General features: G+C 67.5%; 24 protein-coding genes. 3 read left to right on the top strand and 21 right to left on the bottom strand.

The window, feature by feature from the left end; translation table 11 throughout:
* Positions 1-193: 193 nt before the first annotated feature.
* A complete protein-coding gene (locus LRA87_RS01795; protein WP_230628690.1) occupies positions 194-889 on the bottom strand; it encodes a GcrA family cell cycle regulator in 696 nt (231 codons plus the stop codon).
* A 64-nt stretch (positions 890-953) separates the two neighbouring features.
* On the opposite strand from LRA87_RS01795, the gene LRA87_RS01790 reads away from it, so the two are divergent.
* A complete protein-coding gene (locus tag LRA87_RS01790) occupies positions 954-1,808 on the top strand; it encodes an ABC transporter permease (protein WP_230628689.1) in 855 nt (284 codons plus the stop codon).
* Between the two features lie 20 nt (positions 1,809-1,828).
* The gene (locus LRA87_RS01785) at positions 1,829-3,106 is read left to right on the top strand and encodes a serine hydrolase (RefSeq protein WP_230628688.1); all 1,278 of its coding nucleotides are present in this window, start codon (positions 1,829-1,831) and stop codon (positions 3,104-3,106) included.
* A 75-nt stretch (positions 3,107-3,181) separates the two neighbouring features.
* On the opposite strand, the gene LRA87_RS01780 is transcribed toward LRA87_RS01785, so the two are convergent.
* The 4 genes from LRA87_RS01780 to LRA87_RS01765 are packed head-to-tail and all read right to left on the bottom strand — an operon-like array spanning position 3,182 to position 6,061.
* Entirely contained in the window at positions 3,182-3,679 is a 498-nt protein-coding gene (locus LRA87_RS01780; RefSeq protein ID WP_230628687.1) for a GNAT family N-acetyltransferase, read from the bottom strand.
* Positions 3,676-4,464 carry a LysR family transcriptional regulator gene (locus LRA87_RS01775; RefSeq protein WP_230628686.1) on the bottom strand — a complete coding sequence of 263 codons (789 nt, stop codon included), beginning with the start codon at positions 4,462-4,464 and terminating at the stop codon, positions 3,676-3,678. The genes LRA87_RS01780 and LRA87_RS01775 overlap by 4 nt, the downstream gene beginning before the upstream one ends.
* The gene (gene apaG / locus LRA87_RS01770) at positions 4,461-4,859 is read right to left on the bottom strand and encodes a Co2+/Mg2+ efflux protein ApaG (protein ID WP_230628685.1); all 399 of its coding nucleotides are present in this window, start codon (positions 4,857-4,859) and stop codon (positions 4,461-4,463) included. The genes LRA87_RS01775 and apaG overlap by 4 nt, the downstream gene beginning before the upstream one ends.
* Complete coding sequence (locus LRA87_RS01765) at positions 4,856-6,061, bottom strand: trans-sulfuration enzyme family protein (protein ID WP_230628684.1); 1,206 nt, start codon at positions 6,059-6,061, stop codon at positions 4,856-4,858. The genes apaG and LRA87_RS01765 overlap by 4 nt, the downstream gene beginning before the upstream one ends.
* A 152-nt stretch (positions 6,062-6,213) precedes the next feature.
* Here LRA87_RS01765 and LRA87_RS01760 point away from each other — a divergent pair, with 152 nt between their 5' ends.
* On the top strand, positions 6,214-7,476 hold the full coding sequence (locus tag LRA87_RS01760; protein ID WP_329958573.1) for a phospholipid carrier-dependent glycosyltransferase: 1,263 nt from the start codon (positions 6,214-6,216) through the stop codon (positions 7,474-7,476).
* Here the strand turns inward: LRA87_RS01760 and LRA87_RS01755 are convergent.
* The 16 genes from LRA87_RS01755 to LRA87_RS01680 all read right to left on the bottom strand — a co-directional run bounded on the left by LRA87_RS01755 (position 7,473) and on the right by LRA87_RS01680 (position 22,104).
* Positions 7,473-8,570 (bottom strand): glycosyltransferase family 2 protein, encoded by a 1,098-nt coding sequence (locus tag LRA87_RS01755; protein WP_230628683.1) that lies wholly within the window; start codon positions 8,568-8,570, stop codon positions 7,473-7,475. The genes LRA87_RS01760 and LRA87_RS01755 overlap by 4 nt on opposite strands.
* Entirely contained in the window at positions 8,567-9,604 is a 1,038-nt protein-coding gene (leuB, locus tag LRA87_RS01750; RefSeq protein WP_230629773.1) for a 3-isopropylmalate dehydrogenase, read from the bottom strand. The genes LRA87_RS01755 and leuB overlap by 4 nt, the downstream gene beginning before the upstream one ends.
* A 34-nt stretch (positions 9,605-9,638) precedes the next feature.
* Positions 9,639-10,370, bottom strand: coding sequence for a DNA repair protein RecO (gene recO / locus LRA87_RS01745; RefSeq protein ID WP_230628682.1), 732 nt, complete (start codon positions 10,368-10,370; stop codon positions 9,639-9,641).
* A gap of 136 nt (positions 10,371-10,506) precedes the next feature.
* Entirely contained in the window at positions 10,507-11,388 is an 882-nt protein-coding gene (locus LRA87_RS01740) for a GNAT family N-acetyltransferase (RefSeq protein WP_230628681.1), read from the bottom strand.
* Positions 11,385-12,335 (bottom strand): polysaccharide deacetylase, encoded by a 951-nt coding sequence (locus LRA87_RS01735; protein ID WP_230628680.1) that lies wholly within the window; start codon positions 12,333-12,335, stop codon positions 11,385-11,387. Before LRA87_RS01735 ends, LRA87_RS01740 begins: the two co-directional genes overlap by 4 nt.
* Positions 12,336-12,463: 128 nt before the next feature.
* Positions 12,464-14,386, bottom strand: coding sequence for an excinuclease ABC subunit UvrC (uvrC, locus tag LRA87_RS01730; protein WP_230628679.1), 1,923 nt, complete (start codon positions 14,384-14,386; stop codon positions 12,464-12,466).
* Positions 14,387-14,432: 46 nt separating this feature from the next.
* Positions 14,433-14,864, bottom strand: coding sequence for a hypothetical protein (locus LRA87_RS01725; RefSeq protein ID WP_230628678.1), 432 nt, complete (start codon positions 14,862-14,864; stop codon positions 14,433-14,435).
* A 65-nt stretch (positions 14,865-14,929) separates the two neighbouring features.
* Positions 14,930-15,250: a DMT family transporter gene (locus LRA87_RS01720; protein WP_230628677.1), complete on the bottom strand. Its 321-nt coding sequence runs from the start codon at positions 15,248-15,250 to the stop codon at positions 14,930-14,932.
* A 231-nt stretch (positions 15,251-15,481) separates the two neighbouring features.
* The gene (locus LRA87_RS01715; RefSeq protein ID WP_230628676.1) at positions 15,482-16,114 is read right to left on the bottom strand and encodes a F0F1 ATP synthase subunit B family protein; all 633 of its coding nucleotides are present in this window, start codon (positions 16,112-16,114) and stop codon (positions 15,482-15,484) included.
* On the bottom strand, positions 16,107-16,601 hold the full coding sequence (locus tag LRA87_RS01710) for a F0F1 ATP synthase subunit B family protein (RefSeq protein ID WP_230628675.1): 495 nt from the start codon (positions 16,599-16,601) through the stop codon (positions 16,107-16,109). Before LRA87_RS01710 ends, LRA87_RS01715 begins: the two co-directional genes overlap by 8 nt.
* Before the next feature lie 62 nt (positions 16,602-16,663).
* Positions 16,664-16,891, bottom strand: a complete 228-nt coding sequence (locus LRA87_RS01705; protein WP_038662560.1) for a F0F1 ATP synthase subunit C — start codon at positions 16,889-16,891, stop codon at positions 16,664-16,666.
* 67 nt (positions 16,892-16,958) lie between these two features.
* On the bottom strand, positions 16,959-17,750 hold the full coding sequence (locus tag LRA87_RS01700; RefSeq protein ID WP_230628674.1) for a F0F1 ATP synthase subunit A: 792 nt from the start codon (positions 17,748-17,750) through the stop codon (positions 16,959-16,961).
* Between the two features lie 35 nt (positions 17,751-17,785).
* Positions 17,786-18,112, bottom strand: a complete 327-nt coding sequence (locus LRA87_RS01695) for an AtpZ/AtpI family protein (protein WP_230628673.1) — start codon at positions 18,110-18,112, stop codon at positions 17,786-17,788.
* A gap of 269 nt (positions 18,113-18,381) precedes the next feature.
* Entirely contained in the window at positions 18,382-18,753 is a 372-nt protein-coding gene (locus tag LRA87_RS01690; protein WP_230628672.1) for a YdbL family protein, read from the bottom strand.
* A 1-nt stretch (position 18,754) separates the two neighbouring features.
* Positions 18,755-18,928 (bottom strand): YnbE family lipoprotein, encoded by a 174-nt coding sequence (locus LRA87_RS01685; protein WP_230628671.1) that lies wholly within the window; start codon positions 18,926-18,928, stop codon positions 18,755-18,757.
* A gap of 47 nt (positions 18,929-18,975) precedes the next feature.
* Positions 18,976-22,104: a YdbH domain-containing protein gene (locus LRA87_RS01680; RefSeq protein ID WP_230628670.1), complete on the bottom strand. Its 3,129-nt coding sequence runs from the start codon at positions 22,102-22,104 to the stop codon at positions 18,976-18,978.
* Between the last annotated feature and the right edge of the window lie 49 nt (positions 22,105-22,153).

Here is a 22,153-nt window from a genome sequence, read left to right as displayed (position 1 = left end):
ATGAAAGGGGTCGGCTTCCATGAGGGGGCCGACCCCTTTTTCGTGGCGAACGGAGGCGGATGGGGTCGATCTATCCTAACCTTCCCGGCCCATATGCTTACCGGCACAGCAACAAAAAAAAGGCCGCCTCCCACGCGGGAAGCGGCCTCATCAAATAGCCGTCACAGGAAACGCCCCTGACGTCCGACGCAGCTCAGCGTACGCGCGGGCCGCCGAACGGCAGCGGCGGCGGGGGGCGCCGGTCGCGGCGGGGCAGCTGCGCCTGATAGGCGTGGCCGCAATGCGCGACGCAATAGGGGAAGCCAGGGTTCACCTTGTCTCCGCAGAAATGGAAGTCCGGCTCGCCGGGATGACCAAGCGGCCATTTGCAGATGCGGTCGTTGAGATCGAGCAAGGTCGTCTTGCCGGCGATCTCGGCCGATGGCTTGGCGGGCACCAGCCGGCGCGGTGGGGCGGGCGTGGAGGGCGGCTGTTGTTCGCCGGGTGACTGGCGGACGAAACCGCCCGGACCGACGGACCGCAGGATCGGCTGCGGTTCGCGCACCGGCGCGGGTGCCGCAACGACCTCTTCCTCCTCATCCTCGTCGTCTTCCTCGACCTCGGCAGCCACCGGTTCGGGCACGGGAGCCGGTTCGGGGCGCGCCGGGGGCGCAGGCGGCGGCGGTGGTGGCGCGGCGACCGCAGGTTCTGGTTCGGCGGCCACTGCCACGGGCGCGGCCGGCTCGTTCGGCTTCACCGGCGACGGGCGCGATTGCAGGTCGAGGCGGTGCGCCTTGCCGATCACCGCGTTGCGGCTGACGCCACCCAGCGCCTCGGCGATCTGGCTGGCGGTCTGTCCCGCCTCCCACATCGTCTTGAGCGTCTCGATCCGCTCGTCGGTCCACGACATTCTTGTCTTCCTTACTCTCGCGCCGGGTTGCGGGCGGCTGCGGCTGCGGTTACCCGCTGAGCCCATGAGCAGCCAGCCCCCAATCGGCGAAATCCAATCGGCGATCCGGTCAGCCCCCGGCGTGCCGGTGATCCGGAACGTGAACTGGGGCGGCCTGAAGACCCTCTATGTGAAGGAGGTGCGCCGGTTCTTCAAGGTCCACCTCCAGACCGTATGGGCGCCGGCGATCACGACATTGCTGTTTCTGATCGTCTTCACCATCGCGACCGGCGCGAAAAGCCCGGTCCATGTCGGTGGCATCGTCGTTCCCTTCGCCGATTTCATCGCCCCTGGCCTTATCATCAGCCAGGGCATGATGGGTCCCGCCTTCGCCAATGCCAGCTTCTCGCTGCTGGTCGGCAAAATTCAGGGGACGATCGTCGATTACCTGCAACCGCCTTTATCGACGGCGGAATTGCTGGCGGCGCTGGTCGGCGGCGCAATGACGCGGGCGTTCATCGTCGGCTTCATCTGCTGGTGCGCGATGGCACTGTACCCCGGCGTCCACGTCACGCCGGTGCATCCGGTCGCGATCCTGTGGTTCGGGTTCCTCGGTGCGGCGTTCCTGTCGTTCCTGGGTGTGCTGACATCGATCTGGGCGGAGAAATTCGACCATGCCGCCGCGGTAACTAACTTCGTGATCGCGCCGCTGTCGTTGTTGTCCGGCACTTTCTACTCCGTCGACCGCCTTGCCCCCGCCTTCCGTGCATTCAGCCACGCCAACCCGTTCTTCTATATCATTTCGGGATTTCGATACGGCTTCCTCGGCACCGCCGATTCGCCGATCATGGTCGGGAGCATCGCGATCCTCGCGGTGGACATCGTGCTGGGGGTCACATGCTATCTGCTGCTGCGCAAAGGATGGAAGCTCAAAAACTAATCGCCGCGTTGGGAATGGCGATGGCGATCCTGGCTCCGGTCGCTGTCGCCGCGCAGTCGGCGCCCCCGTTGAATGCCGCCGACGCCGCCCCAGCAATCGCCGTCGACCCGGCCGTGCGATCGCGCGCCGATGCGCTGATCCCCGTGCTTGCGGGCAAGCCCGGCTATGCCACGCTGTTCGCCGATTCATTCAAGCGGGCCGTGCCGGAGGCGCGGTTCGGTCCGTTGACGCAGCAGCTTCGCACCACTCTGGGCGAGCCGCGCGGGATCGAACGGTTCGAGCCAATCGGCCGTTGGGCAGCAACCATCGTCATCGGCTACGACCGGGGGACCGCGACCGGGCACATCACGCTGGATCCCGCCGCACCGCATGCAATCGCCGGATTGCTCATCACCGGAACCGCCCCACGCGACGATAGTGCGGCCAAGGTGCAGGCGGAGGTCGCGGCGCTGCCGGGAACGGCGCAGATCGGCGTCTATGCACTGGATGGCTCCACCCCGGCGCCGGTGTTCGAAACCCGGGGCGATGGTCCCGGCCCGCTCGGATCGGCATTCAAATTGTGGGTGCTGGCAGAGGCGGCGCGACAGGTCGCGGCGGGAACGCTGCGCTGGGATCAGGTGGTGCCGGTCGGCACGCCGTCGCTGCCGTCGGGCGTGTTGCAGAGCTGGCCGGCGGGATCGCCGGTGACGGTGCAGACGCTGGCGACGCTGATGATCTCGATCAGCGACAACACCGCGACGGATACGCTGCTGACGCTGCTGGGTCGGGATCGGGTCGATGCGACGGCGGCGACATTCGGTGCAATCGGCCCGGTGCTGACCACGCGCGAGGCGTTCGTCATCAAGAGCGATCCCGCGCTGGTCGCGGCCTGGAGCAAAGGCGATGCAGCGCAGCGTCGTGCGCTTCTGGCGGCGCAGGCGTCCCGGATCGCCGGGACGGCACTCGATCCGATGATGTTCTCCGCCGGGCCGCTGGCGAACGATAGCGTCGAATGGTTCGCGCGCCCTCGCGACATGGCGCGGCTGCTGGCGGCGCTGAAGGAGGCCGGGCCGATCGTGCGTGGCATCCTGTCGATCAACCACGGCGTCGATCCGGTGACGGCCGCGCGATTCGACTATGTCGGGTTCAAAGGCGGGTCGGAACCGGGCGTGATCGCATTGAACCTGCTGGCCCGGACAAAGGCCGGTCGCTGGTATGCGGTGAGCGGCAGCTGGCATCGGCCAGATGCGGCGGTGAACGAAGCGAAATTCCTGCCGCTGGTGACGCGCGCGCTGACGCTGATGACGGAGGGGAGGTAAGCTAAGAGTTCACAGCATGTGAAGAAGTATCACCCACCGCCGACTAACGCCCCCCCCCTCGAAACGAAAGAAGACCTAGCAGGGGTTTAAAAGCCCGTAGATCAACGTGTCGCGCACGCCGATATGCGTTTCCCACTCGGCGCGCAGCCTGCCTTCGAAAAGGAAGCCAAGCCGCTCCAGCAAGCGGATCGAGCTAATATTGTCGGGATCGGTATCCGCGAATATGCGCCGCTCGCCCGCAGCGAACAGATCCGCGATCACCGCCGACACCGCCTCGTACGCGATCCCGCAGCCCCATGTTTCGCGCGCGAATAGATAGCCGATCTCGCATACCCCCTCACGTCGGCGCATCACGGATACGAAGCCGATCGCGCGATCGTCGCGGGTGCGCGTCACCGTCCAGGCACATTGGACGCCCGAGAAATACGCTCGCAGCTCGTCTACCGTCGCAAACGGCGCACGCGACCACCAGCGCATGACATCGGCGTCTGCCATCGCCGCGAACAGGGCCTCTGCATCGTCGGGAACCCTCGGCCGCAGCGTCAGTCGCGCGGTCGTTAACGGTGCGCTCACGCCGTCAGCGCGTCGACCAGCGCCCGTACCTTTGCCTGCCGCCATTGCGGCAGCGGCGCGACCAACCAATAACCGAACCGCGACGGCTGCGGATCGCCGATCACCACGACGGTGCCGGCGGCGATCGCATGCGCCGCGAGCAGTTCGGGCACCGTCGCGCGGCCAAGCCCCGCGACGGCCGCATCGATCGCCAGACCGGCATCCGCGACCCGGACCAGCGCGCCGCCCTCACCCCCCGGACAGCCGGGCCAGCCGATCACCGCGTCACCGGCATGCGGCGCGGCGATCGTCACCATGCCGTCCGATTCGAGTGCCTCACCCTCATGCTCACCCGGCCCCTCACCCCAGCGGATCGCGAGATCGAGATTGGCTTCGGTGAAATCGATCGCATCGTCGGAGGACAGCAGTACGAAACGCAGTTCGCCGTCCCGCTGTGCAACCTCGGCCAGCCGCGGCATCAGCCATTTCTCGGTCAGGTCGCGCGGCGCGGCGATGGTCAGCGACTTGGACGACTGGCCCGCCTGCATCGCCCGTACGGCCTCTTCGAATTGCAGGAAGCCGTCACGCAACGGGCCAAGTCCCGCCTCCGCCTCCGGCGTCAGCTCCAGTCCGCGCGTGGTGCGACGGAACAGGACGACGCCCAACGTATCCTCCAGCGCGCGGATCTGCTGCCCGACCGCCGCCGGGGTTACCGCCAGCTCGTCCGCGGCCCGGGTGAAGCTCAGGTGCCGCGCCGCCGCGTCGAGCACACGCAGCCCATTCAGCGGCAGGTGCGTCCGCTTCACGAATCAACCGACGGCGCGAACAGCGCGAATTTGGGGATCGCCGCGTCGAATGCCGCGCCATCCTCATCGATCAGCCGATAGCTGCCCTGCATCGCCCCGCTCGGTGTCTGCAACGGACAGCCCGACACATAGTCGAAACTCGCACCGGGTGCGATCAGCGGCTGCTCGCCAACGACGCCCTCCCCTTCGACCGAATGGCGCGCACCTCGGCCATCGGTGATGACCCAGTGACGGGTCAGCAGCTGGACGGTGCGCTCGGAATGGTTCTCGATGCGGATGTGATAGGCCCAGAACCAGCGGCCCCGACGCGGCTCCGACTGTTCGGGCAGATAGCTCACCGCGACGCGCACCGTCACCCCGCCCGTGGTTTCCGCGTGCGGGAAAAACTCCTTCACAGGCCGACCTGCCGCAACGCCTGATCGAGATCGTCGATCACGTCCTGCGGATCCTCGAGCCCAACGTTGAGGCGCAACATGCCCTCGCCGATGCCCATTTCGATCCGCTTGTCCTCGGCGACGCTGGCGTGGGTGGTCGACGCGGGATGCGTCATCAGCGAACGCGAATCGCCGATGTTGTTGCTGATGTCGACCAGCGCGAGCGCGTCGAGCAGGCCGTGCGCTTGCGCGCGATCGGCGACCTCGAACGCGAAGATCGGGCCGGTCGCGACCATCTGGCTCATCGCCAGCTCGTGCTGCGGGTGGCTCGGCAGGCCCGGGTGCAGGATCTTCGGCACACGGGCTTCAAGGAAACGACCGACCTTCAGCGCATTCTCCGACTGGCGGGTGATACGCAGATCAAGCGTCTCCAGCCCCTTCAGCACCACCCAGGCATTGAAGGGCGACAGCGTCGGGCCGGTATTGCGGGTGAAGGGCAGCAATGTGTTGGTGATGAAATCCTCGGTCCCGCACACCGCGCCGGCGAGCACGCGGCCCTGTCCGTCCATCATCTTCGTCGCGCTATAGGCGGTGACGTCCGCGCCAAGGTCCATCGGACGCTGCAAAGCCGGCGTCGCGAAGGCATTGTCGACCACCGTCGTGATGCCGCGTTCGCGCGCGATGGCGCACACCGCGCGCAGATCGACGACATCCATCGTCGGATTGGCCGGCGTTTCGAAGAAGAAGACCTTGGTCTCCGGCCGCACTGCGTCGAGGAATTGCTGCGGGTCGCGCGCATCGACGATCGTCGTGGCGATGCCGAACCTAGGCAGCAGCGTATCGGTCAGCCAGCGGCAAGACCCGAACGCCGCGCGCCCGCCGACAAGGTGATCGCCCGCCTGCAACTGGCACAGCAGCACCGCGGTCATCGCCGCCATCCCGGTCGCCATCGTCCGGCACGCCTCGGCGCCTTCGAGCAGCGCGATCCGCTTTTCCAGCATCTCGACCGTCGGGTTCTGCAGGCGGGAATAGGTCATTCCCTCCTGCTCGCCCGCGAAGCGCGCCGCCGCATCGGACGCCTTGTCGTAGGTATAGCCGGAGGTGAGGAACAACGCTTCGCTGGTCTCGCCATATTCGCTGCGGGCGGTGCCGCCTCGGACAGCCAGCGTCGCGGGACGCCATTGCGAGGTGATCGAGGGGTCCTGGCCTGCCTTGCGCTTCATGCGCGCCGCTTTGCCGGACGCGGGCGGGGGGTGCAAGCGTTGGTGCCTGACTCCTCCGGGGCATGAGGCGATAGCGAGGTGATGCATACCCCCCTCCTCCGTCATCCCGGCGAGTACCGGGATGACGGTGATGGTGAAACGACGCGATCGGCTTGCCAATCTACAGCATCCCGCAGACAAAGCCGCCTGTGCGCGCGTTCTTTTCCTGTCCCCTTCCCGCTGCGTTCGGCATCGGCCTGCTCGCGCAACTGCTCTTCTGCTGGCGGCTGACGACGCCGCACGTGCTGGTGTTCGACGAGGTGCATTACGTACCCGCCGCGCGCATGCTGCGCAGCCTCGCCGGGCCGGTGAACATCGAACATCCACTGCTCGGCAAAACCTTGATCGCGCTGGGCATGATGCTGTTCGGCGACAATGCGCTCGGCTGGCGGGCGCTCTCCACCGCCGCGGCGAGCGCGGTGGTGATGGGCGTGTTCGCGATCCTGTGGCTGCTGTTCGGGCGCATCCGCACGGCGAGCGTCGGGGCGGTGCTGACCGCGCTCAACTTCACCGTGTTCGTGCAGGCGCGCACGGCGATGCTCGACGGGTTCATGGCCGCCTTCGTCGTCACCGGGCTGGCCGCGTTGTTGTGGGCGATGCGGGCGGGCGGGTGGTGGCGATGGCTGCTCGGCAGCGTCCTGCTGGGGCTGGCGGTCGGGACCAAATGGACGGCGCTGCCCTATGTCGGTTTTGCCGGCCTGACCTACCTGATCGCGCGCTGGCGACGACCTGCTCTTTGGCCGGGGCTGCATCCGCTCGCCGCACTGGTGCTACTCGGCGGCGGTGTGGCACTCGCGTATCTGGCGACTTTCTGGCCGGCGTTCCTCTATGCCGACCAACCGCTGACCTGGCGCACGCTGCTGCCGTTCCAGATCGACATGTATCATCGGCAGACGCAGGTGCTGCCACCGCACACCTATCAGTCGGCGTGGTGGACATGGCCGTTCGACTGGCGGCCCATATGGTATCTGTATGAGTTTGCCGATGGCGCGCAGCGCGGGGTGCTGATGCTCGGCAATCCGGCGGTGATGTGGGGTGGGCTGATCGCGGTGCTCGCCTGCCTCGCCGCGTGGGTCCGGAGCGGCAACGCAAAAGCTGGCGGCATTGCGCTGCTGTGGATCGGCAGCGTCGCGATGTGGGCGATCATCCCCAAATCGCTCGGGTTCTTCTATTATTACTATCTGTCGAGCATCTGGCTCGCCATCGCCATCGCGGCGGCGTTCGACCACTGGCGGGCACGGTTGCGCTATTGGGATGAAGCGTTTCTGGCGCTGACCGGCGTGCTGTTCATCCACTTCTACCCCATACTCGGCGCCACGGCGCTGAAGGGACCGGGATCGTTCCACGGGTGGATGTGGCTGAAGAGCTGGATCTAATAGCGGCCCCAGACGAACTTCGACGACAGCGCGTAATTCCACACCGCACCCACCAATATTCCGATCAGCGCCGATGCCGCGGCCCCGCCGTCGCGGGCGTCATGAACGAAGGCGGCGATGCCGACATTGGCGACCAGCCCGACCGAACAGACCACGCAGAACGACACCCAGCCGTCGAGCAGCTGCCGCATCCCTTTCAGACGTCGATCGCGATAGGTCAGCGCGTTGTTCAGCAGGAAGTTGAAGGTCATCGCCGCCACCGCGCCCATGATCTGCGCGGGCAGGAAGCTCGCGCCGAGCAGCATGGCCAGCCCCAGCACACCCATATGCACGCCGACGCCGAGCACGCCGATCCCGGAGAACATCGCGAACCGCACCGGCACGAAGCGGCCGAACATCCGGTCGTACAATGCGATCAGATATTCCATCGCGACGACGTGATCGAGCTTCGACTCGCCTTCGGTCCGCACCCGGAAGGTATAGGGCAGCTCCGCGAAGCGCAGCGCGACGGGGCTCGCCGTCATCAGGTCGAGCAGGATCTTGAAGCCGATCGCCGACAATTCAGGGGCAAGCCGGCGGGCGTGGTCGGTACGGATCGCGAAGAAGCCGCTCATCGGATCGCTGAGGTCGCCCTTCAGCACCTTGCGCGACAGCTTGGTGGCGAAGGCCGACTTGGCGACGCGATCGCGATCCCAGTCCCCCGTTCCGCCGCCGTCGACGAAGCGCGAGCCGACGACGAGGTCGAGAGCGGCATCGCGCTGGAGCAGGTCGAGCATCTGCGACAGCAGGCGCTCGTCATGCTGGAGGTCGCCGTCGATCACCGCCACCACCGGTGCGGCAGTCGCGCACATCCCCTCGATGCACGCGGACGACAGGCCGCGGCGGCCGATGCGGTGGATCACCCGAACGCGCGAATCGAGCCGGCCCAGTTCGCGCGCCGCCTCTGCCGTGCCGTCGGGACTGTCGTCATCGACGAAGATCGCTTCCCAGCGCCGCCCCGCCAGCGCCTGATCCAGCTTCGCGATCAGCGTGGGGACGTTCGCCTTTTCGTTGAAGGTCGGGATGACGACCGCGATCTCCAACAGCGCGCTCACAGGACTGCGAGCACCGCATCCCCCATCGCGGAGGTGGTCATCGTGCCACCGAGATCCGCCGTGCGCGCGCCGTCGCGGATCGCGCGGGCCACCGCCGCCTCGATCCGGTCGGCGACTTCCGGCTGCCCCAGCGAATGTCGCAGCATCATCGCGGCGGACAGGATCGCGGCGCAGGGGTTGGCCTTGCCCTGCCCCGCGATATCGGGCGCGGAGCCGTGGATCGGCTCGTACAGCCCCTTGCCCGCGCCATCGAGGCTGGCGGAAGGGAGCATGCCGATCGACCCGGCGCACATCGATGCCTGATCGGACAGGATGTCGCCGAACAGGTTGCCGGTGACGATGACGTCGAACTGGCCGGGATTGCGCACCAGCTGCATCGCGGCATTGTCGACGTACATATGGGTGAGCGTCACGTCGGGATAATCGGCCGACACCTCGATCACCACGTCGCGCCACAATTGCGAGGTGTCGAGCACGTTCGCCTTGTCCACCGAACACAGGTTGCCCTTGCGACGGCGCGCCGTCTCGAACCCGACGCGCGCGATGCGGCGCACTTCGGCTTCGTCGTAGCTCATGATGTCATAGCCTTCGCGCAGGCCGTCTGCGGTCGTACGGCGGCCTTTCTCGCCAAAATAGACATCGCCGTTCAGTTCGCGGACGATGACGAGGTCGATCTGGCGCGCGATCTCCGGCTTTAGCGTGGATGCATCCTCCAAGCCCTCGAACAGGGTCGCGGGGCGCAGGTTGGAGAACAGCATGAGGTGCTTGCGCAGGCCGAGGATCGCCTGTTCCGGCCGCAGCGCGCGTTCGAGGTTGTCGCAGCCCGGATCACCGACCGCACCGAACAGCAGCGCATCGGCACGCCGTGCGACATCCAGCGTCGCCTCCGGCAACGGATGACCCGTGGCGTGATAGGCCACGCCGCCGACGAGCGCCTGTTCATACGTCAGGTCGAGATCGAGCGCGTCGAGCACGCGCCTGGCCTGCTGGATGACTTCGGGGCCGATGCCGTCGCCCGGCAGGAGTGCGATCATTGCCATGGCCGCTGCCTTGCCGCGCGTCAGCGCCTCACGCAACCGCCCTTTTCAGCATCGCCACGAGCCGTTCGCGTGCGATCAGCGGATCGGCACGGCGTTCGACCAGCAGGTCCCGGGCGAGGAAATGGCCGGTGATCGCCAGTCCGGCGACGATGTCGGGCCATTCCGCAGCGCCACCTTCGGTCAGGAAAGGAGGGAATACGAACAGCCGTTCTTCATAGCCGTGCGCCGCGCCGCGACATACCGCCCCGCCGCTGCGCGGGCTGACGAAGGCGAGATCGTCCTGTCCACCGGTGACGACGCAGGCGCTGAGGTCCAGTCCGAAACCGAGTTCGGCAAGCAGCAGCAGTTCGTACCGGACCATTGCACTCGCCCAACCGCGCGCCGCGGGTGCCGCCTCGATCGCGTCGAGCACCGCGCCGAGTGCGTCGTAGAGCCGGGGATAAGGCTGCGCCTCCGGCAAGGCGGTCGCGGTCAACGCGGTCACCCACGCCAGCGCGGCGGCGGGCAGCGGCTCGCCATGCAGCGCCGCGCGACTGTGCAGCGGCTCGATCGTCAGTGCGGCGAGCTGTTCGCCGGTGCGCGCGCGCCATTCGCCGGCGATGGCGTTGGCGGGTTGCAGGATGGGGCGCATCTGCCGCGATCGCCCGCCACGGACGTAACCGGGCTGCACGCCATCGCTGCGGGTAAGCGCCCGCACCACCGCGCCATGTTCGCCATGCGCGCGGACGGCGAGAACGATGGCTTCTGCGCTGAGGTGCATGGGGCGGATATAGCGGTTCGGCGGTGGGAAGTCCTCCCCGGTGAAGGCGTTAGCCCGGGGCGGTTGGCAGCGGCGTTCATCGCCTGTCTTGCCCTCCGTCGCGGCGGCGCCGCGTCACCGGTGCGCGCTTCCCGGGTTATCGCCGTATCTTCTTCGCCAGTCCCGCCAGTGCCGGATGCCGCGTCGCGCGTTTCGCGCGCACCATCGCGCCGTCGAAGGCAGTCAGCGCCAGCAACGTCGCGCGGTTCGTCAGGGTGGGGCGCAGGAGGAGCAGGTCGACGCACGGCACGCCGCCGCTGGAGAACAGGCGTTTGTGCTGTCCTTCGCCTTCGGTGAAGTCGAACCGGGCGAAGCGGTCGCCGAACAGTGATCCCATCGCCGCCGCCTGCAGGACGGTGCCAGGCGACAGGTCGTTCAATGCCGGATCATGCCCGACGTGATCGTAGCGCAATGCCGATCCCTGCGCCGTACAGCAGAGATAGGCCGCCGGATTGCCGCCGATGAGCAGCAGCCATGCCCGCACGCCGTCCGCGGCTGCCAGTTCGTGCAGATGCGCCACCGATGCAGCATCCTCGGGCAGGCCGGCATCTAGCAAGCGTTCCTGATAGGTCCTCGCCGAAACCTCTCGTGCCAGTGGGTAAAAGGCTGCCAGATCGTCGGGCGTCCGATACGCCCGCACCTCCATGCCGGCCGCCTCAGCCTTTTTCGTCTTGCGCTTCAACGTCGATCGCGCCGAGCCGGACAGCCCGCCCAGCCATGCGTCATGGTCCAGCGTAAGGTCGGTGTAGAAACGCGTGTAGCGCTGCCGCACGACCGCGTTGAAGCCGGCGCCGTCAATCTGCGTCGCGAGCGCTTCCGGCAGCGACGTGACGAGATAGCCGTCGCCATCCCCCGGCGGCAAGTGCGGCACCTGCCCCGCCAGCACCTCGTCGAGCGACAGGCCGACGCGGATTAGCCTGCGCTTCACCGACGCCAGCGTCCGCGCGCCGACCTGAAACTTCAACGCGACGGACGTCATGCCGCGCGTTCCGAGACCCAGTTGGACCAGAGCTGTTCCGCCTGTCGCATCCGCCGCCGGAGCGCGTTCGCCGCCAGCGGCCGGTCGTCGCGATCGAGCGGCAGAGGCGGACGATCAGCGAAGTGCATCGTCGGCAGATCGTTCCGCCGGGTCGCGAGCAACCGACACAGCGTGTCGAAGCGTCGCACATGGACCGCGTTCGCGCGCGTGCCCAGACGGTTGGCGAGTTCGAATCCATGGCTGACGATCGTCACGGCCGCGTGCTCCCCGGCAACGGCATGATCGAGCGCGGCCGCAGCCTCGGCGCTCGACAACGCGCATAGCTGGAACGTCCGCCACAGGCCTGGTGCGTCCTCAATCACCGTCACCGGAACCTCGATCAGCTCCCGCATCACCGGCGCGATGCGATCGGGCGGCAGACCGGTACGACTTTCCGTCGGCTCGGCGCCATTATGGCTGCTGTCGTAGACAAGGCCGAGCGTCGCGAGCGCCCGCAAGGTATCCGCATTGGCGGCATAGCCTCCGGCGCGAAAGGCGATCGGCTGTGGCGCGCCGGCGGCGACCAGAAGCTCGATCGCGCCGCGCAGCAGGCCGAGCTGCTCGTCCAGCGTATATTCGTACATCTGGAACCGGCCGTAATGCGCCGCGCGGTCCCCCTGCTGCGCGCCGGTCCAGTTGGGGTGCAGGTGCAGCTGCACCTCCTGCCCCGCCGCCATGATCGTATCGACCATGCGCTTGACGGGGGCGAGGCCGAACACCAGCGCCGGCATCGGATCGACGAAGAAACAGGCCTTCAAATCATGACGGGCGAGCCGTTCGAGCTGGTAGCTGAGCCCCACGCCCGCAGGTTCTAGGGAACGCGCGTAGATCGTGTCGACGTCGAGCCCGGCGGCATGGTGCCGCCATGCGAATTCGGTATCGACGGTCAGGAAGACAGGGGTCGCCATGGCCGCTGCCTAACGCGCGGGCATGAACAAATGGCTAGCAGGCGCGTCGTCATGTCCCAACCATCCCTCCGCTATAGCGCTCGATCTCATGGGACCCGGCGCAGCGGCAATGCAAAAACCGCGCGAGTTCAGCGCGCGTGATAGAAGTCGTACACCTGTTGCGCGACGCCCGCCGACACGCCGGGCGCCTTCTTCAGGTCTTCCAGACTGGCGTTGCGCACCGCGCGACCCGTGCCGAAATGCATCAGCAGCGCCTTCTTGCGCGCGGGACCGATGCCGGGGACCTCGTCGAGCGGGCTGGCGCCGATAGCCTTCGACCGTTTATCGCGATGCGCGCCGATCGCGAAGCGGTGGACTTCGTCGCGCAGCCGCTGGAGGTAGAACAGCACCGGCGCGTTGACCGGCAGCTGGAATTCGCGCCCGTCGAGCATGTGGAAGACCTCGCGCCCCTCGCGGCCGTGATGCGGCCCCTTGGCGACGCCGACCATGCACACGTCCTCGATGCCGAGATCCTCCAGCACCGCCTTCGCCGCATTCAGCTGTGGCTTGCCGCCGTCGATCAGCACCAGGTCGGGCCATTCGCCGCCGTCGCGATCGGGGTCCTCGGCCTGCGCGCGGGCGAAGCGGCGGCGGAACACCTCGCGCATCATGCCGACGTCGCTGTCGGTCGCCGCCTCGTTCCCCTTGATGTTGAACTTGCGATACTGGCCTTTGTGGAACCCCTCCGGCCCGGCGACGACCATCGCGCCGAGCGCATTTGTCCCCTGGATATGGCTGTTGTCGTAGACCTCGATCCGGTCGGGCGGTTCGGGCAGGTCGAACAGTTCCGCCACCTCGCGCAGCAGCTTCGCCTGCGTCGTGCTTTCCGCCAGCCGCCGCTCCAGCGCCTCGATCGCGTTGCGCTTGGCCTGATCCATCAGCCGGCGGCGGTCGCCACGCTGCGGCACCGACAGCGCGACCTTATAGCCCGCGCGTTCGCCGAGCGCCTCGCCGAGCAGCGCGCCTTCGTTCAACTCGCGGTCGAGCAGGATCGTCTTGGGCGGCGGCACCTCTTCGTAAAATTGGGTGAGGAAGCTCGCCAGCACCTCGTCCTCCGGCACCTCGTTGGTATGCTGGGGAAAGAAGCTGCGATGGCCCCAGTTCTGGCCGCCGCGGATGAAGAACGCCTGGATGCCCATCGTCCCGTCCTTGCACGCCAGCGCGAACACGTCGGCGTCGCCGACCCCCTCCGCGTTGATCGCCTGCGTGCCCTGGACGAAGGTGAGCGCCTTCAGCCGGTCGCGCAGCAAGGCGGCCAGTTCGAAGTCCATGTTCTCCGCCGCGGCCTGCATCTGCGCGCCGAGCTTCGCCTGCACCTTGGTCGATTTGCCGCCGAGGAAGTCGCGGCAATCGTCGACCAGTTCCTTGTACTCCTCCTTGCTCACCCGGCCGACGCAGGGGGCGGAGCAGCGCTTGATCTGGTAGAGCAGGCACGGACGGTCCCGCGTCTTGAAGAAGCTGTCGGTGCACGAGCGCAGCAGGAAGAGCTTCTGGAGCGCGTTCAACGTGTTGTTGACGCTGCCCGCGCTGGCGAACGGGCCATAGTAATTGCCGACCGCGCGCCGCGCGCCGCGATGCTTCTGCACGCGGGGGAAATCGTGGTCGCCCCGCAACAGGATGAACGGAAACGATTTATCGTCGCGCAGCAGGACGTTGTACGCGGGGCGGTAGCGCTTGATCAGCTGCGCCTCGAGCAGCAGCGCTTCCGCCTCGTTGTTGGTCGTGACGATCGTCATCGACCGCGTCTGCGAAATCATACGCTGGAGCCGCTTGGTCAGCCCCTTCACCTGCGTATAATTGGCGACGCGCTGGCGCAGCGATCGTGCCTTGCCGACGTACAGGACGTCGCCCTTGGCATCCTGCATCCGATAGACGCCGGAGCGGGTCGGCAGCGTTTGCAGCACGTTGCGGATCGCGGCGATCCCCGCCTCCAGATCCGGCGTATCGGACCCGCGGACGGTGTAGGTGGCGCGTTCTTCGTTGAATCGATCGGGCGGACCGTAGGAGGACATCCCCGCCATGTAGGAGTCGCGGCGGGTGGGGGCTAGGGGCTGCCGGTCAGCGACCGCTGGGTAACGCCCTTCGTACCTCGACCCTCTTTGCGGGGGGAGCGTCCGCGCCGATCGCGGCGAGGTCCGTCCCGACCTTCTCCAGCAGCGCTGCGGTCATCTGGCCGCCGCTGAGCGGGGCCAGTTTGCGGAGCGACAGTGTCTTGAACTTCGGCAGGTTATCGTCATCGCTCAATCCGGGGACGTCGCGATCTAGGATCGCCTTGGCACGGGGATCGGCGATCAGGTCGGCGATCGGCGTGTCGATCGAGAAGGCCGATGTCGAGACCGGCAGCGTCGTCGGTTCCGCTGGCGCGGGTTCGGCCGGCGCCGGCGCCGTATCGTCCGCCGGCAGGTCGAGCGCGAACTTGTCCGCGGCCGCTGCGGCGGGGGAGGCTTGCGCCTGGGCGACGGTGAGCAACAACGACAGCAGGATCGACATCGGACCACCTCGGCACCGGCAGGATGCGGTCACCGCTTGTAGCACGGCCGGCGACGGTGGGAAGGTCAGGCCTGGGCGAACATCTTCGTGCCGACGATCCCGACCACGGTCAATGCCATGAAGCAGGCCTGGACGAGGCTGACCTTGTCGCCGAACAGGAACATGCCGCCGATGATGACGCCGACCGCGCCGCAGCCGGTCCACACCGCATAGGCGGTGCCGGCGGGCAGGCCGCGCATCGCCAGCGCCAGCAAGCCCATGTTGACGAAGGACAGGACGATCGGGACGCTGGAGGCTTGCCACGTCGCAAGCGTCGCCGCCCATTTCAGGCTGAGCGCCCAGCAGATTTCGGTGAACACGGCGATGGCGAGAATGAGCCACGACATGGATGTTACTCCTAGCGCGGGCTCGTGATGACAGGACCGCGCCGGAAACCCGTGAAGAGACGCTGGTCGATGAGGGCAGCGAGTCCTCCCCCGCGAGGAAGAGGTGGCACCGCCAGGCCCTGACAGAGTGTAGGCGAGCACCGAATGCAGTGCCTGCGAAACCGCCCCTCCACCATTCGGCTACGCCGAATGGTCGCCCTCCCCCGCTTCGCGAGGGAGGAATTGGAAGTTTCAGTTCAAGCGGCTCAGCCCCGAGATCGAGCGGTCGATCATTGCCCTGTCGGCACCGGCGTCGTGGTGCTCGGCGATCAGCACGGCTGCCGCTTTGGCTGCGGTCTCCGCAGCGAGCGCACGGACTTCGGCGATCGCGTTGCGCTCGGCGGCGGCGATCTTGTCCTCGGCGCGCTTGGTGCGGCGGGCCATCAGGTCCTCCGCGTCGCGCTTCGCCTTGGCGATGATCTGGTTGGCTTCCTGCTGGGCATGCGCGCGCATCGTCGCCGCATCGGCTTCGGCCGCCTTGGCCTTGGCCTCATACTCGGCGCGCAGTCGCTCGGCATCGGCACGGAGCGCCTTCGCCTCGTCGAGTTGCGTGCGCACGCCGGCGATCTGCTTGTCGAGCATGGCGGCGATCTTCGCCGGCACCTTGACCACCAGCATGCCGATCAGCACGACCAGAGCGGCAATGCCGACCCAGCCGGTCGTGTTGAAGCCCAGTGCCGTCTCTTCGACGACATGCTCCGCGCCCGGTTCGGACACGTTGGCGGTGAGTTCGCTGCCATCGCGGATTTCACGTGGCTGCATGGTCTGCGACGATGCCGCGTCGGCGAGGTTCGCCGCGACCATGTTGCTGGCGGGATTAGCCATGAGCGTTGGTCCTCCGCACCGCATCGGCGGCGGCATCGATGCCGACGGTCAGGCCCGACACCTTGGTCACCAGTTCCTGCGCCACTTCCGCGGCGACGGACTGGAGGTTGAGCATCGCATTCGCCTTGGCATTGCCGACGGCGAGATCGTGATGCGCCAGCCGCTCGGCGAGTTCCGCATCGGCGGACTTCACCTGGCTTTCGGCGGCCTTGGTCGCCTGAGCCTTGGCGGCGCTGGTCTCGGCGAGTGCCGCGGCGCGCGCCTCGTCCATCTTCAGGCGCCATGCCTCTTCCACCTTGTCGGCGGCGAGACGGGCCTGTTCGGCCGCGGCAAGGTCGGCCGCGATCTGGCCTTCACGCGCGTCCACGGTCGCGATGACCCGGGGCACCATCATCTTGCCGATCCCGAAATACAGGATGCCGAAGGTGATGAGCAGCCAGAAGATCTGCGAAGCGTAGGTGGCGGCGATCTGCGAAATCTGAGGCATTTATGACCTTTAACGCGACCTCGAACAATCCGCCGGACGCAAGCGCCCGGCGTATGTCGATGTTAGGCGACGAAGAGCAGGATGATCATCGTCACGAAGGCGAGCAGGCCGAGAAGCTCTGCGCCCGCGAAACCGATGAACAGACGGCCCTGCTGGCTGTCCGCGGCGCCCGGATTGCGCAACGCGCCTTCGAGGAACTTGGCGAACACGTTGCCCACGCCGAGCGAGGCGAGGCCCATGCCGATCGCGGCCAGACCGGCACCGATCATCTTTGCGGCTTCTGCGTCCATGTCATTTACTCCCGATTCAAAAGCTAAAGTTGAGAAAGTTGAGACGTTCAAACTCGCGTGGCGAACCCTAGTGCAGGTTGACCGCGTCGTTCAGGTACACGCTGGTCAGCAGCGCGAAGACATAGGCCTGGATCGCGGCGACCAGCAGTTCGAGCAGCGTGATGCCGATCATCAGCACGAAGCTGGGCAGCGACACGAGCAGACCGTAACCCGGACCCATATTGATGCCGCTGATGACGAACGCCGCCAGCACCTTGAGCAGGATATGCCCCGCGGTCATCGCGACGAACAGTCGCAGGCCCAGCGAGAACGGGCGCACCAGGAAGCTCATCAGCTCGACGACGAAGATCAGCGGGATCATCAGCGCCGGGGTGCCGTGCGGCACGAACAGGCTGAAGAAGTGGAAGCCGTGCTTGCCGAAGCCGACGATCAGCACGATCGCGAAGCTGATCACCGCCAGCACGCCGGTGACGGTCAGGTGGCTGGTGATCGTAAACGGATGCCAGCCCGGAACGACGCCGACCGGGGTCAGGCCCCAGATGTTGGCGAACAGGATGAACATGAACAGCGAGAAGACGTACGGGACGAAGCGCTTGCCCTGCGGCCCGATATTCGACGTCAGCATGTTGGAGACGAAGCCGGTGAAGCCCTCGACCGCGGCCTGCCAGCGGCCGGGGACGAGATCGCGCTTCATCCCGCCCAGCATGAACAGCCACAGGCTGGCGAGCGTGATCACCATCCACAACGCGGAGTTGGTGAACGAGATGTCGTATCCCGCGACGACCCAATGCCGACCGAACAAAGGTTCGATCAGGAACTGGTGCATCGGATCGATCTTGCTGCCCGATTCTGCCGCCACGCGGATCTACGCTCCCTAATACGACAAACGCCCGGTTATTCCGGGCGTTCGCCTGCAATTCGAATGATCTGCCTGAACGCGACGGCGATTCCGAGGAACAGCATCACGATCAGCGCCCATGGGGTCGTGCCGAACCAGCGGTCTATACACCAGCCGATCAGCGCACTGCCGACGAGGCTTCCGATCAGGGCGGCGAGCACGCGATTGCCGAGCGAGTATCCCGCATCGGCGTTCGACGCCCCCTGCCCCGTCCGCAGCGCTTCCTGATGCCGGGCTTCCTTCAGCCGCTCATCGAGCGCGGAAAGCCGCGGATCTTCCGCGCTGGTGAAGTCTCGCCCGGTATCGTCTTCCGCCACGCGCAAACCCCTCGCCTGTATCGTTCAGCCGGGGGAGAAAACGCGTAGGGCGAGCGATCCCGCCAAGGCGTGGCCCGTTTAGGTAAGGGGTGCCGGGGTGTCAACCGGGGAACGGCGCACCTTACATTCCTCCCCCGCCAGGGGGAGGTGGCGCGCTCGCCAGAGCGTGACGGAGGGGGAGGTAAGCCTCGAAGCTGGTTGCTTGCGGACACGCCCCCCACTCCCGCTCCGCGGCGCCCCCTCCCCCGCTGACGCGAGGGAGGACTTAGAAGGGGTTACTTACACCGGCCGTCGAGTTCAGGCGTGCCGGTGTTCTCCTTCCACTGACCCGACGGCGTCTTGTACATCTCGCCCTGACCGACCTTCGCCACCAGATTGCAGCCGCTGGTGAAGGCGAATTGCTCGACGGTCGATCCGCTGGCCTGGGCGCTGGCGGTATAGGCCGCCTTGCGCTTGATGTTGATGTCGCGGACCATCGCCTGCACCGCAGGACCGCCGCTCACCACGCCGAGATAGCCGTCAGGCTGTTCGCCGACCTGCTTCGCCTCGCGCGCGGCGGCATAGGCCGGATCGCGCTGCGCATAGGCCGCGGCGGACAGGCCGGCGAGGGCCACCGCGCCGGCGAACATCATCGTGACCTTTTGCATCTTAGAAAATCCCCGGATTCTGCTGGATCAGCGATTTCGCTTCTCCGTCGAGACGATACACCACTTCCTGCGTGACGCTGATGTTCAGGTTGATCTCGATCGGCTTGTCCGGTGCCGACACGTTGATGCACCCGCCCAACGTCGTCGCCAGACCGATCGCGGCCATATTCGTCATCCGTCCCAAGGTCGTGATTCGCTCCGACATCTTCAATCCTGTTTCGCTCATGGCACGACCTCGCTTGCGGGGGGCTGAATGACGGGCGTTTCCTTCTGCCGATCGAGCAGCGCCGGCAGGTTGCGCTGGACCAGCCGGCGGGGGTCGTAGAAGGACTGAGCCGAATCGAGCAGGCCGCGGAAGGGGGCCTTGATCCGGATGTTGAACACGAAGGGCAGCTTTTGCAGGCGGCGGACGATGAAGTTGCTCTTCGCGCCCGCGCCTTGCGACACGCCGGCGAAGCGCACCTCGGTCACCATCTCGCCCGCCAGCGGCCCGTTCATGCCGATCGTGAGGTTGCGGTAGCGCAAGTCCTTCAGCGCCTGGAACGCGATATTGCCCCACAGGCCCAGATCCTTCTGCGTCAGGTCGCCGACATAGGCGAGGCTGCCGCCGCCCTGTCGCACCGCAAGCCGCCCGTTCTCGATCCGTCCGCCCTCGACATCGAATATCATCGGCAGTTCGCCGTCGAAAATGCCGGTCGCATCCAGATTCTTGAAGTCGAACTGGCCGAGAAACTGGCGCGCCTGCACCCCGTCGAGCCGGAACGTCATCCGCCGCGCGCTCGATTCCGCGAAGTCGAGCGTCGTCGGCAGCAGCGTCATCGTCCCACCCGCGAACGGCCAGCGGCCATTGTCGATCTGCACGCGCTGGTTGGCGAGCAACTGATAGGTGATCGTGCCGTCGGTGACGGAGATACCGGGGTTGATCGTCTTGATCGTCGCGACCTGCGCCGGTGCGCTCTCCAGCGCCAGCAGGTCGGTGAAGCGGACCGTCGTGGTGATGCCACTGACCGGCCCGAGCGCGGCGGCGAGCGCCGTGTCCTTGGTCGCGAACTGACCGGTCGAGGTGACGCCCTGCGCGTTCCAGGCGAGATGCCCCTCGCCGGTGACGCTGCCGCGCACATCGGCGACGACGCCCAGGGTCAGGCGGGTCAGCAGATCGGGCTGGAACCGCTCGTCGAAGGCGATGCCCGGCACCGCGATATCGGCGGTGCCGCTGCCCGACGACAGCGCATGGACGATGCGGACGCCGGCGACCTTCACGTCGCGGGTCGGTTCGTACAGCGTGCCCGTCGCGGCGATCGTACCGTCGGCGAGGCGGAAGGCGACGTCGCGTGCGGCGAGCGTACGGAAGCGCGGATCGGGCGCGGCATCGTCCACCGTCATCGTCGCGGTGAGCGTCACCACGCCGCCACGCAGCGACCAGTCCCCCGCCGCGGCACCGAGCAGCAGCGGCACGTTGGCGATCTGGCCCGACCCGCCGGTGAAGCTGCCCGCCACCGCTCCGCCATCGATCCGGCCGGTCAGCTGGTCGAGATCGATCCGCGTCACCCGCTCCGGACTGCCGAGCCGCGCCGCGACGCCGTCGAGCACGAAGCCACGGTCGCCCAGGCGCAATTGCGCACCGCTGGCGGCAAGCGTCAGCGGCGTCTGTCCCAGCCGACCGGCAAGCCGCGTCGCCGCCAGCCGCGCGCCGCCGCTCAGCCGCGCGCCGGAGAGCGTGACCAGCGCGCCGGAGAGCGGGCACAGCCGCGTCTGCACCGGATTGAGCGTCAGCCCCGCCACGGCCAGACGCCGGATCGCCAGCGGCGTGCAGGCCGGGTTAGCGATCAGCGTACCGCGCCCGTTCCAGCGCAGGTCGAGCGGCAGCGCCAGATCGTCGACCCGGCCATCGCCGAGCGGCCCCGACAGCGACGCCCGCGTCGATATCCGCGTCGCTCCACCCGGCGTCGCAGTGAAGGTCACCGGTGACAGCGCCAGACGCGCGCCGCCCGCAGCATAAGGCGCAACGATCGCCCGCCCGCGCACCGGCGCGCCGGGCCTTGCCTGCGCCAGCGTCATGGTGACGCCGGGCAAGCCGCCGCCCGACATCGCCAGTGTCGTGTCGACCCGCACCCGAGCATCGGGCCAGGCTAGCGCGATGCCACTGCCCCCTGCCAGCCGCACGCGTGCGCCGCTCGCCGCGGTGACGGCAGCCTGCGTCACGCGTGCCTGCCCTTTGCCGTCGGCTTGCCGGAGCGTGATCGTGGCCTGTCCGTCGAAACGCTGTCCGGCAACCTGCGTCGCACGCGTTGCTGCCTGGATCAGCGGGCCAACGGGCGTGCCGGTTCCGACGCCGCGCTGCGCCAGTGCGGCTAGGTAGCGGGGCGCGATGCTGGCATCACCAGCGGAGAGCGTCCCCGCGAACACCTGTTCTCCGCCGATCCGGAAGCGTCCGGCGATCCCGAGCGCGCCGGCGCGTGCCACCGGCGTGTCGGCGCCGGTCGCGGCAAGATCGACCGTACCGTCCGTCGCTTTGGCACTGCCGTCGAAGCGAACCGTCCCCCGCAGGCCGGCGACCCGCGCGCCCTTGCCGCGCACCGCGCCGCTCGCCAGCCGCGCCGATCCGCGCCATCCGTCCAACGCCGGGGTGAGCTGCGCGTCCACGTCGGCTCGCGCTTGGGCGATCGTCGCACCCGCGCATGCCGCATTCGCGATCCGCACCGGACCGACCATATGCGGTGCGGCTTTGGCTATCGCGACGCGCAACGCCGCCTGTACGCCGGCCACTGCGCAGCCGCCGCTCGCCAGCCGGGTGCTCACCACCGCGACCGTCCCGTCGAAGCCGTCGTCGAGCCTGCCGCGCCCCGCCATCTTCAGCCCGACGACACCAAGGGGCGTTTCCAGCCGCATCCGCGCGTCCGCAACGTCGACGTGCAGTCGGGGCAGCGCGAACGGCTTGCCCGAGGGCGGCGGCATGAACTTGTCCAATGCGCCGAGCGACAGCCGCCCGTCGACCAGCCGCCCGCGCAGCCGCACGTGCCCGGCGCGCACGCCGACGACGCTCGCGCCGTCGAGGCCGATCCGCGTCTCCGCCTCCAGCCAGTCGGCGACCAGATCGGGCGCGGCGGGATCGCCGATGACGACGTTGGTCAGCCGTTGCCGCCCGAAGCCGAGGTCGCTGACGCCATAATGCGCGACGATGCCGCGCTTGCGGAGTTCGCCGTCGATGACGCGCGTCGCGATCGGTTTGCGCGCCAGCCACACGCCGGTCAGCGCGACCAGCAGCACCAGCGCGAGCGCCAGCATGATCCGCGACGCGCGGCGCAGGCGGGCGGGGGGCGTTTCGCTCGACTGGTCAACCCCCTCGGCCATCTGCGCCTCCATAGACGGAGCACGCGCATCGGCGCAATTGCGCCCGCTC

It is taken from the genome of Sphingomonas sp. Leaf37 (assembly GCF_920939475.1).
GTDB lineage: Bacteria > Pseudomonadota > Alphaproteobacteria > Sphingomonadales > Sphingomonadaceae > Sphingomonas.
Note: the sequence above shows the minus strand (reverse complement) of the source record. Positions and strands in the feature narration are given on the sequence as shown.